This is a genomic window from Methylocapsa aurea, assembly GCF_000746085.1.
GTDB classification, from domain to species: Bacteria; Pseudomonadota; Alphaproteobacteria; order Rhizobiales; family Beijerinckiaceae; genus Methylocapsa; species Methylocapsa aurea.
This window is the reverse complement of the sequence record NZ_JQKO01000013.1, coordinates 86020-103416: the sequence shown is the minus strand read 5'-3', so window position 1 is coordinate 103416 and position 17397 is coordinate 86020. Positions and strand designations below refer to the sequence as shown.

Below are 17397 nucleotides of genomic sequence, written 5' to 3'. Positions count from 1 at the left end.
ACTTTAGACACTGGAGCGATTTCTGATCGATCGAATGACTCCATTCGATCGGAAAACGCTCTAAGTCGATGCGAGAACTTTGGTTCGAGACAAATCATGGCGCTGTCTTCATCGGCCGTAGCTTCCGCGATTTTTGAAGGTTCCGTCGCCTCCTTTCTCAAAGCTCTTCACGCCGAATTCTTGCCTGATCGCGACGGGAATGTCGCGACCTACATTCCAGAATTGTCGAACGCCGACCCCGATCATTTCGGCATCGCCATCGCGACTGCTGATGGCCGCGTCCATGCCGTTGGCGACTGGGACGTCCCCTTTACAATTCAGTCGGCGTCAAAAGCGTTCATGTATGGCGAGGCCTTGAAGCGGCTCGGACGCGATGCTGTCCTCGCCAAGGTCGGCGTCGAGCCGACTGGCGACGCCTTCAATTCCATCGTCCTGGACGAAATCACAAACCGGCCCTTCAATCCGATGGTCAACGCCGGAGCGATCGTTGTTTCCAGTCTTGTCGAGGGGGCTGATCGCACCGCGCGGGAGAAGGCCATGCTCGCCGCGCTTGGCGCATTCGCCGGCCGCGACCTCGCGATCGATCGCGCGGTGTTCGAATCGGAATCGGCGACGGGGCACCGCAACCGCGCGATCGCCTATTTGATGCTCAATTCCGGGATGATCGATGCTTCGCCCGATGACGCGCTCGATATTTATTTCAAGCAATGTTCCGTCCTGGTGACCTGCCGGGATCTGGCGGTCATGGGCGCGACCCTCGCCAATGACGGCGTCAATCCTTTGAGCGGGGAGCGGGTCCTGCCGACGGGCTGCGTGCAAGACGTCCTGTCGGTGATGTATGGTTGCGGCATGTATGATTATGCCGGGCAATGGTCCTTCGATGTGGGGCTGCCGGCGAAGAGCGGCGTCGCCGGCGGGCTCGTGGCGGTCGTGCCGGGGGAATTCGCCATCGCTTTCTATTCGCCGCCGCTCGATCGATTTGGCAATACGGTGCGGGGCGTCAAGGCCTGCAAGAGAATATCGGAGATGCTGTCTCTTCATTCGTTCTGCAGCCGCACAGAGGTTGGCTCGGTGATACGGCGCGAACTCTGCGGGTTGACGGTTCGTTCGAACCGGGTGCGCAAGCGCGAGGATCGAACCCTTCTCGATGCCGCCGCCGCGCCGGTGCGCATCGTCGAATTGCAGGGAGCCCTGCATTTCGCCACTGTGGAGCGGGTCGGCTTCCATCTCGGCGCGCTTGCCGCAAGCACGTCGCGCGTGATTTTGGACCTGCGCCACGTCACTTCCTGCGACATGGCGTCGGCGGGATTCCTTGTCGGTCTTCAACGGATCTGGTCGGATGCCGGGCGAATGCTGGTCTGGAGCTTCGTGCCGCCGATCGGCGGCTTGATCGACCTTTCCGCCGCGCTTGTCGCGGCGAAGGCGCATATTTTCGCCGATATCGACCATGCTCTCGAATATTTTGAGGATCTTGCGCTTGTCGAGGGCCCCGCCCAACCCGAGGTCTCGATCGACAGCATGCGGCGTTTCGATTTGTGCCGTGGGTTTGACGAACAGGATTGGACGAATTTCGTGGTTTGCGCCGCGCCCAAAATCGTCGAGTTCGAAGCCGGAGCGACGATTGTCCGGGCCGGAGACCCAGCCGACCGCTTCTTTATCATCATCGCGGGGGGCGTGCGCGTGTCGAGCCGCGGCGGTCAGGATGCGCGCCTGTTTCGCCTGTCTTCGATCGGTCTGGGCCTCACTTTCGGCGAAATGGCCTTGTTCGAGGATGGAAGGCGCTCCGCCGACGTCGCCGCGGAGACCCGCACCGCCTGCGTCGTGATTGCCAAGGACGCCTTCGCGCGACTGGAAGCCGCCCATCCGGCAATTGTCGCCAAGATCTACGCGAATATTATTCGTGAACAGGCGGAGCGGTTGCGCCGGGCCAATGTCACGATAAACTCTCTTGAATCGTGACACCGGAGCTTGTTCGATCATCTCAATCCTCGCGTTGAGATCCATTCAACGCATAACTCCGACATCGCGCTGAGTTAAGAACAGGAGGCATTGGTGAACGATCCTGCCGCAGACAACATGCACATGAATGAGCTGGATCGTCGCGCGCTGGTTCGCCTCGCCGCGGCTGGCGCTGCGATGCTGATCCCTGATGTGTCCCAGGCGCAGACAGCCGAGAGGATTGGCTTGGTCGAGGACGTGAAGGGAGAGGCCTTTGCGCAAGGGCGTTTGGAGCGCCGATTGCTTGACCGCGCGGCGCCCGTGTTCATCAATGAAATGATCGAAACCGGCGTTGATGCGCGCCTGAGATTGCGCCTCGGCAAAGACACGACGGTCCTCGTCGGCCAGAAGGCGCGGCTCACCATAGATCGGTTCCTGGCGAACGCCGGGGGCGAAATTACGCTGGAATCGGGGCCGATTCTTTACGACCGTCCGGCGGGAGCCGCGCCCGCCCGGATGCAAATTCGAAGCTCGTTCGGTCTGATCGCGGTGCGCGGAACGCGCTTTTTCGCGGGGCCAAGCGCGGGCGTTTTCGGCGTGTTCGTCCAATATGGCGCCGTCGTCGTCTCGGCGGCGGGAAGCCGGGTGTCGCTGCGCGCCGGCCAAGGGACCAATATCGCGCAGCCGGGATCGGCGCCGACCCCGGCCGCTATTTGGAAGCCGGCGCGGGTCCAAGCCGCGCTGGACAGCGTCGCGTAAGGCGCTGAACGGCGCAGCAGAGCTCCTGCCGCCTCGTCATGGTCATAGCGGAAATCGCAACGGGATCGGATTGACGCGGAGAGTGCCCCGCATTTGACCGCGGCTGGATTTTCACGGCTTGTTGCGCCCTTGGCTACGGTTTGGTTCACTTAACTCCGCACTAGAGCATGATGCCGAAAAGTGGACACCGGTTTTCGGACGACATCATGCTCTAACTCTTTGATGAGAGGCGGATTCAGACTTTGGACGAGATCGCGTTGCGATTCTGTCCAAAGTCATCCGGCTCTAGAGCGCTTTCAGTTTCGGCGGAATCAGAAAGCAGCTCTAGGTCTTTGTTTTGTTGCATTTTCTTAACGCGAACCGGTATCCACTTCGCGCGAAAATGCTCTCATTTCGGGTCATGCTCTAACGAAGCGCAGCAATGCTCGACCGGTTTGGGATGCATCGGTTTGCGATCGCGGTTGGCGCCATAGCGGTCGCCGCCCTTCTGGCGGCCATTTTGTTGTCGCCTATGGCTTGGCGCGAGCTCTTTCGCGAAAATGGCTACGATCTCGCCCTCGCCGCGGATCAATGGCTGGCGCCGCAAAGCCAGCGCCAAGGCGAGCCAAGCGTCATTGTAGTCGACATCGACCGGCGTTCGCTCGAGGCGCTGGGACCCTGGCCTTGGCCGCGCGCGACGACGGCCAGTCTTTTGGAGGCGGTCGCCGCCGCCAAACCGGCTGTTGTCGCTTTGGACATCCTCTTTGCCGAGGCCGATTCGCGGTCGCCCGCCGCGCTCGCCCGCCAAGTTGGCGCGATGAGCAGCCGCGCCGACCTGTTGAAGCTGGCCGAGGAATTGCCCGATGGCGACAAGCGACTTGCGGAGGCGGGCAGACGCGTTCCGTTGGTTCTTGGATTCGTGCTCGATCCACAAGGGGCGAGCGCGCTGTTCCTGCCGCCGGTGATCATGCGCGGAGCGCCCCCGCTGGAGGGGCTCTGGAGCGCTCCAGGGGCGGTCGGACCGTTGCCCCTGTTAATGGAAACGGCAAGCGGGATCGGCGCGCTGTCCCTTCCGGCCAATGTCGATGGGGTTGTCCGTCATGTTCCCTATCTCGTCACCGTCGATTCGAATATCGCTCCCGGCCTCGCCCTTGAAGCCGTCCGGCTTGCCTATAGCGCCTCGACCTATTTTTTACAGGCGGATCCCTCCATACTCGCAACCGGCGATCTCAAGATTCACTTCCCGCGCGATGGATTGCTCCGGCTTCTGCCCACGGAGCTGAACCGGCGCGCCGCGCGAACCATATCCGCGCTGGACATCGTTCGCGGCAATGTCGACGCCTTTCGACTTGCCGGGGCGCTGGTGTTGATCGGCGGATCGGCTCCTGAGCTTGGAGGATTGCGCGCCACGGCGAGCGATCCGCTGACGCCTTCGGCGCAGATACAGGCCGACGCGATCGAGCAGATGCTCTCGGGACGGTTTCCGCGCCCGCTTATCGCCGCAACTCTAGGTCAAGACCTCCTTCTCTGTGGGTTTGGCATTCTAGCGGCCGCGGCCGGCGCCGCTTTGCCGCCCCTTCTTGGCGCACTCTCCGTCGTGGGCATTTTGGCTCTCACGTGGATCGCCGCGATTGCCGGTTTGCATTTCGCGGACCGGCTCATCGATCCGCTATCCCCAACGCTTGTCACGGCGATTGTCTTTCTTGGGGTGTCGGTGGCCTCTTTCGCGGCGGCGCATCGCCGGGAAATGCTGGTGCGCCGCCGCTTCGAGCAACATCTCGCGCCCGAGGTCGTCAGGCGCATCGTCCGGGAGCCAGGACTGTTGAAGCTCAGCGGCGAACGCCGGGAGGTGACCGCGCTCTTTACCGACGCGGAAGGCTTCACGGCCATGACGCATCGCGCCGATCCGGAAGAGCTGGTCAGCGTGTTGGACGCATATTTCGAGGGGATCGCCACGATCGTCGTCGATCACGGCGGGATGGTCGACAAGATTGTCGGCGATGCGACCCACGCGCTCTTCAATGCGCCGCTCGATCTCGCCGGCCATCCGCAAATGGCCGTTGAATGCGCCATCGCGATAAATGCATGGACCGAATCCTACCGCGCCATGCCGCGTCCCCTGGCGATCGGCTTTGGCCGCACGCGGATCGGGATCGAAACCGGACAAGCCATTGTCGGCGACGTTGGATTGCGCTCCAAGCTCGATTACACAGCCTATGGCGACGCCGTGAATGCCGCCGCCCGCTTCGAGGCCGCGAACAAAGAGCTGGGCTCAGCGATTTGCGTCGGGCCGGCGACGGCGGCGCGCTGCGACTCCGCCATCCTCCGGCCGCTGGGCGCTATTTTCGTTCGAGGCCGCGACGAGGCTCTATCGGTCTTCGAGCCTTGGCCGACCGGCGCCACGGTCAAATGGCGGGAGCAGTATCTCGCCGCATTTGCAGTAGCTGCCGTGGATCCGCGACGCGCCGCCGAGTTGTTCGAAAAGCTCGCCGCGGAACGGCGCGAGGATGTCGTCGTCAAAGCCATGTCCAAGAGGCTTCAAGACAGAGCTGGGCAGCCTTGATCCAATGTGGGGGCTACAGACAGACAATCGCCAATCACGGCCTGCGGCCGTCAGCGAGCCGCATAACAGCGAAAGCCAGACGAATCAGAGCCTCTTATGTTCAGCCGCCGAATGTCCGAGGCCGTCTTCGCCGACACCCTGCGGTTGATTGCGGCGGTTCGGTTGCCCCTGTTGCATTGACAGCGTAGGCGTTGCGCCGAGGCGGCGCGCCGCGCGGCCATCGACTACGAAATATTGCCTATTATTAATTTTTGTATGGCGGATTTATCCGGCGCTGCGCGTTTTATGGAAAGGAGAGGTTGCGCCGGCGTTGCGCCAATGGATTGGAGCTGTCCTCCCTCCCAAGCTTCCGTTCGTCGTATCGGCGATCCGGCGCAGCCTCTCTATTAGGACCAGAACCTGGCAGCCTTGCCGAAAGGCCTGCCGTCAGCGATCATTGACCTCGCCACATGATCGGATAACCTCGGCGAGGCGAAGATCGCGCTGAGAGGTTTCAACTGAATCAGGCAGGCCCTTGATGATTGATGAGACCCATTAATTGTGCAATTTGCTGGTTTTGTTCGGAGCGCAGGTCCTCAGGCGACGCGCTAAAGCGCTTCAGAGTCGGTGAGAGAATTAGCGAGATCTAAAATGTTGGAGCATGTCGGACTCGTAAAAAGCCGATCATCATTCATAAAGAACATGCTCTAGGGTTAAGCCATTGTTTCGGGAGGGCTAATGGCATGAAAGCATATTCTTGGGCAAAGGGCGGCTTAAGCGGCGTCGCGCTCTGCGCTGTAGCCGTCACATCGTCTGTTTCAATCCGAGCAGCGGATTCCGATCCCATTTTCCTCGATCAAGGGCCCAACTGGACGCCAGCAACGCGCGCTGATTTTTACACTCAAGATCAGGGCTCGCGGATCATGCCGCTTGCATGGCTTAGAGCCCTCAAACAATCCGACGGTTCTTCGTTCTTGGCCGATGGTCTCGGCCGCTACGGCTATTTGCGGAACCCTGCCGGGGGCGATGGCCTACCCGTCGGATTTTCCACCTCCGGGCCGCAAGGCAGCCAGTTGGTCGGCATGACCTGCTCCGCCTGTCACACGCGACAAATTTCGGTGGATGGAAAAGAGTACAGGATCGATGGCGGCCCCGCGATCGTCGATTTCCAGAGTTTGCTGGCGGACATCGATGCGGCGGTCGGAAGAGTCCTTGGGGATCATGCGATATTCCAAGCCTTCGCGCGCGAAGCGCTCGGCGTCGCGGCTCCAAAGCCAGCCGACGCGGAGGCGCTCCGCGATAACCTGCAGGCTTGGTATTTGCGCTATCACACGCTGATAACGCGCAGTCTGCCAAAATCGCCCTGGGGTCCTGGCAGGCTCGATGCTGTGGGCATGATCTTTAACCGATTGACGGGCCTCGATCTCGGGCCCCCGCCGAGCTATTTGATCCCCGAGAACATCAAGCAGGCGAATGCTCCGGTCCGTTATCCATTTCTCTGGAATGCGCCAATACAGGACAAGACGCAGTGGCCGGGCTTTGCCGACAATGGCAATGACATGCTGGGTCTGGCGCGTAATCTTGGCGAACTTTACGGCGTGTTCGGGGTGTTTGAGCCGAAAAAAGATCGGTGGCATCTCCTTGGCGTCAACTATCTCAACAATAATTCCGCCAACTTCGATGGACTTGGCAAGCTAGAACATTTGGTCACGCAAATCGGCCCGCCGAAATGGCCGTGGCCAGTCGACGCGGCATTGGCCGAACGGGGCAAGCAAATCTACAATTGGACAACCGCGCAGGGCGGGTGCGGCGATTGCCACGGGATTCGGCCGGGCGAGGTCCGCTTCCGCGATGTTCAAACCTGGGCGACGCCGCTGCAAGACGTCGGCACTGATACCAAAGAATACGACATCCTGGCTTGGACCGCGCAAACGGGCGTTCTGGAAGGCGCCAAAATTCCTTTCATCACGCAGCCCCTGAAGGAGACCGACAGCGCATTCAATGTGCTTCAGACGTCGGTTATGGGCTCCATCTTGCAGAATTACGTTCCGCAGGCCCTGGCGCAGGATGGGAAGGAGGCGCTCCAGCTTTTCCAACTACCGCCGGCCATGCAGGACTTGAAGGGCGCATTTAATCGGTCGAAGCTCCCGAGTCCAAGCGCCGCCCAGCCCGTGCAGCATGTTTTCGAAGCCCGAGTGTTGGAAGGGATATGGGCTGCTGCTCCCTACCTGCACAATGGCTCCGTTCCGACCCTGGACGAACTGCTCAAACCGGCGGCGCAGCGCGTCGGCGCTTTCAACGTCGGGCCGGCCTATGACAAGGAGCATGTCGGGCTCGCGACCGAACAGACCAAATTTGGTTATTCCTTGCAAACGACCGATTGCTCCGACCGAAACTCCGGCGACAGTCGTTGCGGCCACGAATTCGGCACACAGCTGCGTCCCGAGGAAAAGAAAGCGCTGCTGGAATATCTGAAGACGCTATAAGGCCCAGTCTTGCGCATATGGGACCGCTGTCGCCTTACAAGGGCCGGCGGTCCCGACTTTGAGCGATTAAACTGTGCATCGAAGCGCCCTCGATGCGGTTTTAGGCAGATCGGTTCGGCGGTCTATAGGGCGGCGCGACCCGGTCAATTCAGTCGAACGTTCCAGTCAACACGCAGAATGTAGGCGCGTGCGCCCTACAGCCGCGCCGCGCGCGCTTGGAGCAAGCGCGGCTGGGCGGTCGCCCGAACAATCTGCCGGCGAGACCGGCCTGCATTTTTTTCTCAGAAATGATCGATCCGGCGAAGGCCTATCTGGTCAACAATTGGACCGTAACGTTCGCCGCTATCTTCGGCGGCCTCGATCCGCGCCCACGCCACATTCAGCGTGAGCCTCGCGGCAAACCCAATTGCGGCAGGCCTTGAATTAAATACATAAATGACAATAATTTACCAGGACGGCGAATGACGGTGGACCTTAATACTCTATACAGCCCGTTATTATACAGCAAATACATAAATAAAATACAAATAAAAGTATGACAAAAATATTATATATCTTGCAAATATAATACTTATATTAGCAAGTACCTCATTACAATGTTCTTGTTGCTTTTGTCGCATTTGTGACGCCGCCAATTTATTGTTTATATAATAAATGTTATTCATGCGTCTGCCATATATAAATCATTATTATAGTTGTAACTATTATATCATATGCATTTCTATATAATAAGCGCTATCGCTACTAAAGCGTGACCGTGATAACTAATGCATCCTGACATTTTCTTGTTACAGACATAATTTTCAAATGTTGCAGACATAATTTTAAAATATCCCAAAGCATATCGTTTTCCGCGTCAAAAGGGACCGTTATGCAAAGACAAAGCGAAGTTTTTCAGCCTGGGCGTCCGTCGCCTGCCAGAAGCGTGATGAAACCATCTTCGCCAATAATTCGAATGCGAAAGAAAAAAATGCACGCTTTCGCATCATTTCTGCTTATACTATTACTAAACGGTCCAATTTTCGCGGCAACCAGCACTGACCCTTGTCTGCCAATTGACCCGCCTTCCGCAGATGCGGTCCTCAATTCGCCAAAAAAGGTTTTCGCTCACTATTTCTATCCATTTCCGATATCCATAGATAATCTAGTATGGACCAAGGACTATTACACAGTAAACTATCTCAATCCTCATGGGGAAAATAATAAGTTCTTAGGGCAGGGAGGGTTTCTGCGCGCTCGTCCTTTGCCAAGCGCGCCGATGGCGGCCTCGAACTGGCAATCACTCAATATGCAGAAGGAAATCCGGCTAGCGATTGCCCGAGGCATTAACGGCTTTGCGTTTAACGTTATGAGCACTGGCGAGGCTGCCGCCGGGGGCAAGCTACAAATGATGCTTCAAGCAGCGCAGGCGGTGGACCCGCGCTTCAAAATTCTCCTCATGCCAGACATGTCCGCGCTCGCAGGAAATACCAGCGCGGTGACGACCATAGTCAAAGCTGTATACGCCCATCCTTCCCTCTACCATCATACTGACGGACGCTTGGTCCTGTCGCCGTTTTCATCCGAGAGGGTCAGCCCAAGCGCATGGTCCTCGACGCTAAATGGGTTGAAGGCACAGGGAATTAATATTGCCTTCCTGCCCACTTTTGGCAGCTTGGCACAAACATACGTTGACCAATACGCGAGCATTAGCGTCGGGCTTGGCAATTGGGCCAATCCTGGAACGCCTGACCAGTTAAGCTGGACGCTTCTTGGGGCCTCTCGGGTGCGCTCCTCGAGAGCTCCAATTTTCCTTGCGGGCATCACGCCACAGGGCTATCGGCCAAAAGACTTCATCTATGATGAAGCGTACAACAGCCTTGCCTACCGAAACGCTTGGGCCGGCGTCATTCAGAGCAAGGCGGATATTGTCCATATTGCTACATGGAGTGACTTTACCGAATCTACTCATATCGCACCCGCGATGAGCGCGACTGGCGACAGCGGAACCGGCTTTTACAATCTGACTGGCTATTATTCGACCTGGTACAGAACCGGCGTTCAACCGGCGATCACGCATGACGTCCTCTATTATTTCTACCGCAAGGAATCGACGCAGGCGGCTGCCCCGGCGCAGTCGCAGACAACGCGCTTGTCATATCCACAAACGCCGCAGGATAAGGTCGAGGTTCTCGCGTTTCTCAAAGCGCCCGGAACGATTTTTGTCCAGACCGGCGGCACCACCTATACCAAGACCGTATCCGCGGGCGTGCAATCATTCACCGTTCCGCTCGGGGCGGGCACCCCCGATATCAAGCTCATGCGCGCCGGCGCCTGGGCGGTTACCGTCACCGGCAACCCAAAGATCTATTCGAATTCGGGCCTTCCGACAGGTGTTCTTGATCTCACCTATTGGAGTGGGAGCGCTTCAGCGGCGGGCGTATGCACGATCGCAATGCAGTAGCGGTGCGCTCCATCGCCAAGGCCCTGAGCCGCATCGTGGGGGAGAGATAGCACTTGGGGGCGGTCGCTGCGGCTAGGGCATGTTCTAAAAAAGTTGACCGACTTTTTCGATCAGAAGATGCTCCAATCCTTTGGCATGGGATCGTCGCGATTCCTGTGCGATCAGATGTTTCCATCTGGTCGGGAAGTGATCTGGCTGCGCGTGGTGGATCGCGCCGCCGACGTTGAGCCAGTCCACCGGAAATGCCAGAGAGACCATGGAATTGTTCCCGATCGGATTGAATCATCCGATCGGGAAATGGTGCTCAGAGTTGAAGCCCCAGAGCACTTTCGAGCGAAGCCAAAGCCGGTTCGCGTTAAGAAAATGCGCCTTTGCAAAGCGCTCCAAAGAATCGAAAATCTCGATCAGTTCTTGGGCTTTGTTCTTACTGCTATGATTTATGCTGTAACAGATAGTCGTGGAAGCTCAATTTGTCGCGCATCTCATATCGGCCCTGCAGCTTCAGGAGTACTGCGTCAATGTTAGCTGTCTCGATTAATATAAATTTTGGTGCATGGCGGTCCAAATTTAGGCCATCCAAAACATTAAGCTCAAATCCTTCTACATCCAAAGAAAACAAATCAATACAAGTGATCTTGTAATCGTCAAGAAGGCTTGATAATGCTCTTGCATTTATTTTTATAGATCCTTCCTTGTTGTCGCTAACCTTTGTCATAAGGTCATTGACATTTAGATATATAGAGGATCCGTCTTTATCGCGTCCGCAAAGCGCGACATTGGCAACGGGCGATTTGCGGAATCTATGAGCCATTCTGGCTAATTCGGGAATCGGCTCGATTAGCAGACCAGACCATTCACGATAAGTCTCGAAATACCAAGTATTTGACTGGCTGATCCCGTCATTCGCGCCGGCCTCGACAAAGACGCCACCAGAATAAGGAAGATATTTTTCGAGTTTCAGGTCCAGCCCATTGAGCGCCGGTCGCTGAACAATTCCTAAACGTGAAGCTCCAAAAAAGAATACGAATTTGAGATATTTTTTTCCTTTCGCCGAAATTGGCAACCACTGAAATATTTTTCGAATCATTGAATAGCCTCCTTGGCGCCGAAAGAAGCGGCTCATGCCTGATTTTTCTGGGTGCAGATCGACCGATTGAGCCTGGCCATGCCTTCCGGCCTCCTTCGCCAGCGCGCATCTTGGATTTAGAACCGTGCTAACTTGGGAACTTTATAGTTTTCTTCAGCTTGGAACTTGCTTTGGATATAATTCATAATTACGATTCTCAAGTAGCCTGAGAGCTGATTGATTGTGTTTTCGATTTCATGAATCGGAACGCAGCGAATAGCGAAGAGATAATTGACGACGGCGCAGAGGGAGGCGCCCCTCTTGCTATCTGGCAATGCCAGCGATTGGGGCCAAATTGTGGTTGTCAAACGCCTGTTCGTGAAGGGCGCTCTATGGGTTTTGCGCTCGGGCGCGCATTGGCGGGATCCGTCGCAGCGAGGCAAGTCGAAGAGACTGCGCAAGCGCTTCTCCCGCAGGGCCAAGGCCAGCGTCCGGGAGCACCTATTCGAGGCGCTCATTGGCGATTTAAAGGACGAGCATCTCATGCTCGATGCCGCTCTGGTTCGCGCCCATCAGCAGCCAGCGACCGGAAAAGGGGAGGCGGAACCAGGCTTTCGGGTGTTCCCAAGGCAGATTGACCACAAAGGTTGATATGCTTGCTGATGGTCATCGTTGACCGCTGTGTTTCGTCCTTACGCCTCGTCAGACTGGCGACGCCATCCAAGCTCCAGCTTCTCTAGACAGGCCACAGACCAGTCGCGTCATCGCCGACGCCGGCTACGACAGCCGCGTTCAGCTCAGCGCGACTTCATCGCCGGCCCGGGCCCAAAGGCTGTGATCCCATCCAACCCAACCCGCAAACATCCCCGCTCCTGTGACAAGACCATCTACCGCCTGCGCAATGCATCTAACTATGCCTCAACAAGTTCAAGCACTTCCGCCGTTTCGCAAGGTGCGGTGAACGGCGCGCCCTGCATTTCCTCAGCTTCGTCCACCTCGCCAGCGCGATGCTTTGGATGCGCTGATTGTCGATTCAAGATAGGGCAGTTTCAGATCGAATGAAAATTGCTCGTTGGCATTTCTTATCCCCCAGCGCGACCCACTTCGTACAAAATGCTCAACAAGTGGATGCGCCGGGATCCTATCTTGTCAGCTCATTTGCGGGAAGTGATCCTGCCGGCGTCATCCCTAGATAGTGTTCGTGCAGGAGAGGACGCAGAACTGGGCCGGGTCGTGAATCGGTGACAAACGCTGGCGATGAACAGCGACAAGGCAATTGGACCTAATGTGGCGACCAAGGACCCGCGCAGGATAATAAAGATATATCCGGCAACGGTTCCGACGAGGACCTGGCCGACAGGATCCGAGGTTTTCTTGAAATGGAGAAGATAGTCATCGCATAGTCTGACAAACAGACCAAAGAGAAAGGATAGCACTACAACGCCAGGCAATCCGAAGTCGACGTAGAATTCGCTCGGCAGCGGGGAGGAAAGATTTACAAATGGGTAACCAGCATAAATGCCCGCCTCTGGACCTGTTCCCATGCTCTTTTGCGGCCAAAAAGACCTCGGGAGGAAAAACAAGACGGCTGAAAGTAAGTTTATGCCTTCTTTTCCACCCTTCTCATCATGCATCGCAACCACATTGATTGTAGACTGCAGGCCATCGAAATCTCCGCTTGTCACATAATATTCAAAAGGGTCAAATCTAAATGTGGTGCTTGGATCTCCTCTCGAAATATAGCTGATATACGAGAATAATGTTGCCTGTGAGGCCACGAGCGCTAAAGCTAAGGCGAGCTTTTGTATTCTAGTAACCTTAAGGAAGACACAAAAGGCCGCAATGAGATAACTAGCGAGGACATATCGCGGAATGGCAAGAGGCGAATTGAAGAGGAGGAAAACAGAGCCAGTTACTATCGCCATGACTAAGACGGGAGCGCTTTTTTGAGACAAAAACGCAAAAATGGCGAACAAAAATGCGTAGAAGCTGCCTGAGCGCGCGATTGCTCCTATTATCAATCGCGTTGGCGACGGCAATGTATCCGCGAACACGTCCTCGCCGCGAACTGTAAGGAGGCTGCCAAATCCATACATGGCGCCGGCGACCACAGCGGCAGCGGCGCAAAATAGCGCTGCATTTTGAAGATTTGCAGGAATGGTCACGCGCGGGGCGCCGCCGCGGGAGGGAAAGTTGATGCTGAGGCCAGCGGTTGCGCATATGATAAATATCGCCACGACTATTGCAGCATTTAAGACCTTATCGGGAGCAAATCCAGCTTCAAAAAAAGGAAAACGCCCGTAAACGGTATGGAAATACCCAGGCAAAAGATAATAGAATATCATATAAATACAAAACAATAAGTGAACAGGCCGGGGACGTGGATCCAGCAAATTGTCGAGGAGCATTACGAATAGAGCGCAAATGCAAGCTGCGAGAATTGTCAGCGACTCTCCATACTGAGGCTGATAGGGAATTGCTAGCCTGAACGATACGAACGAAATAGAGAAGAGTAATAGTATAAGCGGAGCACGCAAGCTAATTGTATTTGCTGTATTATGCATCGTCTGCTCATAAGTCCTGCGAATTAGCAATTATTTTTCTCTCAGTAATCCAGTCTCCGGTTCGCGGACCGATCAAAGGATATCAAACGATACCACAATCGGCGCCTGCAATCTCGCTTCCTGCAATATTGCTCCATTTTATTGTTCAATTTTGTCAGAAGAGGACTATGCAGCCGTGGCTGCCCCGTGATGGTGGCGGCTTCCTTCTCGGAACCCCGGCCGCAGCAGTGGGAACGCCCGAAATAAGAGTCCTCGGCATTCCATAGTCCGGACTGGTCAACGGGGGATTCAAGCAAGTTCTAGTTGATGCGGTCTGTATCGCGTACTTGTTCTCCGAGGCCAGGGACGCCTGGACGAAAAAGGATGCAGCGATGCAAGCCGTTCGGAGGCGTCGGCGGCGCAGCGCAGCGACCCCTGGCTCCAATGATTCTAGACATCGTATTGAGGGCCATAGATTGCCGACAATCGTGGCAACGGCATCAGGACTTCTGAACACAAATGACGCCGCTGAGAATGCGGCAATTATCCAGGCTTTCTGCGCGCAGCTGATTCTTTGCCAAATGGATTACTTTGGAGTGGGAGCCGCGCTTAATTCCCTGAGCCGGGGCGCGCTGTCCGCTAGGAGCTCGACTTCACCATAAGGCGAAGGGGCTTGACGGAGGAGGGGACGCGGCGTCTTTCGGAGATGCTCATCAAAGAACGCGAGCAGATATGTGTCGCGAATCTCCTTCATTCGGATTGGATCCAACGTCACCCAGTTCGCGGAGTGCCGCCGATCGAAAATATTGTCGGCATAGCCTACATGAGTAGAGCCTTTGACCCATAACCAATAGCCATCGGGTCGATTGGCGAGCCGGATCTCCTCGCGCAAGTCATTAATGGCCGCTGTCGCACTATTCCGTTCGCTCGGGTCGGAGGCTTGAAGCTGACGCATGCTTGGGATGGGAGCATCGCTGTTCATGATCATATAGGGCTTGTCTAGCGCGCCCAGGCCGGCATGGCCAAAGAGCGCTCCATCGAGATTAGCCACGGCGACGATTCTCTTATCTATCACGCCCGCCTCGGCCGCGACGGCCCCGCCAAATGAAAAGCCGAAAAAGCCGACGCGGCTGAAATCGAGTTTGTTTCGCCAGTCGATGCTGGCGCAGGCTTGGAGTCGATCGAGCGCAGCAAGTGCTTTTTCGGCCTCAAGCAGCACCTTCCGATCGCCGCTGCGCCGCGTCTTTTCATATGCCGCGTCAGACGAGTAATCGTAAACGAGAGGTTCAACAGCAGATTTTGGATCGATCTCGATATCGTCGATCGCTATGACGACATACCCGTGGCTGGCCAATGTAGTGGCTGTCGAGGCGTTGTCGTTCCTGCGGCTGGCGTTGCCCGGCGCGTACAGAAGAATATCAAAGGGCTCTTGCGCCCGCGGTAGAATGTGCGTGCTTGTCGCCAGAGCACAAGAGAGCGGTGGGCCGCTGGGCGAAAGCGACGTGGTCTCCGAAGGATGCCAGATTCGAGCGGTGATGGGCGCGCTCTGGCCAGTTGGGGACGGCAGAGCGACGTCGAAGGCCGCGACCGGTGAGGGGCCGGATAGGCCGCTTGGAGGCTGAAGGACTGCAAGCTGCTGAAGTGCTTTAGCGATGCGAGGCGCCGCGGGAACAAAAAGGAAAGCGCCAAGGCCAAGACCGGCCGCGAGAAGGCAGATAATCAGAACGCGCATTGGCCGCGAGAATGTAGAGCTGACGATCAGCCCAGACAAAGCCGCAACGAACAGCGCCGCGCCGATGATTAAGCCGGAACGGTCGCGCAACCGCTTAAAGCGAAGGTCAAATAGCCTCATGAGCCAGCCTCACGCCTTCTTCAGGGCCGACTTGGTCGCTTGCCACAATATGTACCACAGTCCTTATCAGTTCAATGCAAACAACGTTGGAGCGAGGTAGAATTTTGCTTGGCCGCGTCAATAACGACCACTTTGCTAATCAAAAAACAACTCCATCGCAAGGATTGACGTGAGCGCCGAACCGGCGCTGCTCATCGGCGCTCAAATATCGGAGGGCGCATCTTGCGGCGAGACGCCGCATTCGGCGCTCTTGCGCCACATCCGCCATGTTGAAAGGCCGGGCGGTCAAGGGCGTCTATCATCCACCCCTTTCAGCGCCTGTGGATCCCTCGCCCAACTCATGGATGCAAGAAGGTATATAGCGCAGATCGTTGTCGTGATCGCCAGCGCTCCCATCATGGCAGGAGCGCCGAAGCCGCTGCACAGCAAGCCTCCAATCGCGGCCCCTCCCAAAGTGAAGCCCAAGTTGGTGATGCCGTACAAGGATGCGCGTCGGGCGCCAATATAAAGGGGAGCCAGCAACGCGACTAGAGCGTACGCGAAAGCGAAGTAGGAGCAAAAAGAAATATAAAGCAGTGAGACGTCACGCGCCTCCTTTGGAAACGCAAAGGAGACAATCTCTTTGCTGATGCAGAAGGGCAGAACTGTCGCCAGGGCTGCCCCGGCTGCGGCTGCGCCGAACAGCGCCTTTTTTAGTCCTCTCAACCATGCTGCGTCCTCTCGATGGAGGGCGTCAATGAAGGCCGGCATGATGGGGCGGGTAATCAGGGTAATTGGACTAACTAGCCTCGACATCAATATCATACTTGCCGAAAATAGTATGTAATCATATGAGTTTGATGTAAAAAAAACGATCATGCTGGAAGCGTAGAGTTTCACGTAGTCGGCAATTGGAGATAAAGATAATGGAATACACTCCGGTATTCTAGCTATAAAGGCATATATCGCCTTTTTGTCGATTTTAAAGTCTATGTGTTTGCTTATAACAAGCTGAAAAAATATAAATAATTCGGCGGCGGCGGGGATTCCGAAAAAAGCCCCGGATGCAGAAAGCGCTGACAGCCCGTCATTGCGAGATAAAAGAAATAAGCAAGAAACCATGGATATATTGCTTATCGTCTGAACGATGCTTGATACATAATCTGTCCTGGCTGCAGCCCTATATATTTGTCCCCAGGTCGCGGCCATCTGAACCAAATTGAAAAGAATTCCAACTAGAATGGCGCCATTGAGCGCGATCATGTTGCCCGCCGCCAGAACCCCGATCGCGAGGCAGAGGGCCACGCCGGCAGTCAGAGTCATATGGCTGCCAAACGTATTCCGGACGGCGACGATCACAACGCGAGGGTCTTCGATCGCAAAAGCATGCGCCAATTCGCGAACATATAAAATTCCGAATGTATAAAACAGGAGGCCTGCTGTCGCAGTGATGTTTATCGTCATCAAAAAGCTTGCATAGTCGGCCGAAGAGAGGCCATGGGAGACGATCGGCAAAGATATGAAAACCGTCGCTCCGCCACTGAGTTTTGTGACAAAAGCGAATGCCACTGACCGAAGTATAAGAAAGTTGCGGTTCATTTCTGTCCATCGTTATTGAGAGCGTTGATGTCGTTAGCGCTCAAAGCTTATCTCGGCTACTCGGCCCCGGGTTTATAGAGTCGGAGCATGTCGGCATCGAAGAGTGCCGATCAATTTTGAGGAACATGCTCTGGCATCTTTCTGATTCTGGCGAACGCCAAAGCATTCTAGCGTCCCTCAGCGCCGAGTTCCCCCTAAATCCGCATGATTG

11 protein-coding genes are annotated in these 17397 nt (G+C 56.0%); 6 read left to right on the top strand and 5 right to left on the bottom strand.

The window, feature by feature from the left end:
• The first annotated feature begins 96 nt into the window (after positions 1–96).
• The 5 genes from glsA to DL86_RS10595 all read left to right on the top strand — a co-directional run bounded on the left by glsA (position 97) and on the right by DL86_RS10595 (position 10147).
• Positions 97–1959 carry a glutaminase A gene (gene glsA, locus DL86_RS10620; RefSeq protein WP_036261045.1) on the top strand — a complete coding sequence of 621 codons (1863 nt, stop codon included), beginning with the start codon at positions 97–99 and terminating at the stop codon, positions 1957–1959.
• A 93-nt stretch (positions 1960–2052) separates the two neighbouring features.
• Positions 2053–2697, top strand: coding sequence for a FecR family protein (locus DL86_RS10615; RefSeq protein ID WP_156964582.1), 645 nt, complete (start codon positions 2053–2055; stop codon positions 2695–2697).
• A 421-nt stretch (positions 2698–3118) separates the two neighbouring features.
• The gene (locus DL86_RS10610; RefSeq protein WP_051953176.1) at positions 3119–5239 is read left to right on the top strand and encodes a CHASE2 domain-containing protein; all 2121 of its coding nucleotides are present in this window, start codon (positions 3119–3121) and stop codon (positions 5237–5239) included.
• A 722-nt stretch (positions 5240–5961) separates the two neighbouring features.
• Positions 5962–7704 (top strand): di-heme-cytochrome C peroxidase, encoded by a 1743-nt coding sequence (locus DL86_RS10605; RefSeq protein ID WP_036261043.1) that lies wholly within the window; start codon positions 5962–5964, stop codon positions 7702–7704.
• Positions 7705–8575: 871 nt separating this feature from the next.
• Positions 8576–10147 (top strand): glycoside hydrolase family 71 protein, encoded by a 1572-nt coding sequence (locus tag DL86_RS10595; RefSeq protein WP_084572838.1) that lies wholly within the window; start codon positions 8576–8578, stop codon positions 10145–10147.
• Positions 10148–10231: 84 nt separating this feature from the next.
• Here DL86_RS10595 and DL86_RS19805 read toward each other — a convergent pair whose 3' ends face one another.
• Positions 10232–10405 carry a hypothetical protein gene (locus tag DL86_RS19805; protein WP_156964581.1) on the bottom strand — a complete coding sequence of 58 codons (174 nt, stop codon included), beginning with the start codon at positions 10403–10405 and terminating at the stop codon, positions 10232–10234.
• Between the two features lie 172 nt (positions 10406–10577).
• Positions 10578–11234, bottom strand: coding sequence for an FkbM family methyltransferase (locus DL86_RS10590; RefSeq protein ID WP_162180422.1), 657 nt, complete (start codon positions 11232–11234; stop codon positions 10578–10580).
• Positions 11235–11534: 300 nt separating this feature from the next.
• On the opposite strand from DL86_RS10590, the gene DL86_RS10585 reads away from it, so the two are divergent.
• Positions 11535–11864 carry a transposase gene (locus tag DL86_RS10585; protein ID WP_162180421.1) on the top strand — a complete coding sequence of 110 codons (330 nt, stop codon included), beginning with the start codon at positions 11535–11537 and terminating at the stop codon, positions 11862–11864.
• A 503-nt stretch (positions 11865–12367) separates the two neighbouring features.
• Here DL86_RS10585 and DL86_RS10580 read toward each other — a convergent pair.
• The 3 genes from DL86_RS10580 to DL86_RS10570 form a co-directional block, all read right to left on the bottom strand.
• Positions 12368–13777, bottom strand: coding sequence for a hypothetical protein (locus DL86_RS10580; RefSeq protein ID WP_156964580.1), 1410 nt, complete (start codon positions 13775–13777; stop codon positions 12368–12370).
• Between the two features lie 565 nt (positions 13778–14342).
• Positions 14343–15608 carry an alpha/beta hydrolase gene (locus DL86_RS10575; RefSeq protein ID WP_156964579.1) on the bottom strand — a complete coding sequence of 422 codons (1266 nt, stop codon included), beginning with the start codon at positions 15606–15608 and terminating at the stop codon, positions 14343–14345.
• Positions 15609–15893: 285 nt separating this feature from the next.
• Positions 15894–17186: a polysaccharide biosynthesis protein gene (locus DL86_RS10570; protein ID WP_036261030.1), complete on the bottom strand. Its 1293-nt coding sequence runs from the start codon at positions 17184–17186 to the stop codon at positions 15894–15896.
• Positions 17187–17397 lie beyond the last annotated feature (211 nt).